Raw genomic sequence first — 551 nt, 5'->3', positions numbered from 1 at the left:
TCATCACCGCCAACTACGTCTTCGGCCAGCAGCTGCAGCGCGACGCCAGCCGCTTCGTGCTGGAAGCGCACGGCAAGGTGCTCGGCTCCTCGCTCTACCCGTTCCCCGACACCAGTGACTTCTCGTCCTTCCTCGTGCAGGCGCAGGGCAGCGGCGCGAAGGTGGTCGGGCTGGCCAATGCCGGCACCGACACCGTCAACTGCGTCAAGCAGGCGCACGAATTCGGCCTCACCGCCGGCGGCACCAAACTCGCGGCGCTGCTCGCGGATTTCAACGTCGTCCGCGCCCTCGGGCTGGAGGCGGCGCAGGGGCTGCTGCTGACGGAAAGCTTCTACTGGGATCTCAACGACCGCACGCGCGCCTTCACCAAGCGTCTGCTGCCGAAATCCGGCCGCCCCGCCAACATGATCCAGGCCGGCGTCTATGCCGGCACGCTGCACTACCTCAAGGCGGTGCAGGCGATCGGCGCGGACAAGGCCAAGGCGAGCGGCGCGGCCGCCATCGCGCAGATGAAGGCGATGCCGACCGACGACGACGCCTATGGCCGCTGC

Annotated in this window: 1 protein-coding gene; it reads left to right on the top strand. The window is 68.6% G+C overall.

What is annotated here, in order from left to right; all coding sequences use genetic code 11:
* A partial coding sequence (locus B8460_RS09125) for an ABC transporter substrate-binding protein (protein WP_048861283.1) occupies positions 1-551 on the top strand: 551 nt, incomplete at both ends.

This window comes from Acidisphaera rubrifaciens HS-AP3 (genome assembly GCF_000964365.1).
Lineage (GTDB): Bacteria > Pseudomonadota > Alphaproteobacteria > Acetobacterales > Acetobacteraceae > Acidisphaera > Acidisphaera rubrifaciens.
The sequence above is the reverse complement of the archived record's forward strand: the minus strand, read 5'-3'. Positions and strand labels throughout refer to the sequence as shown.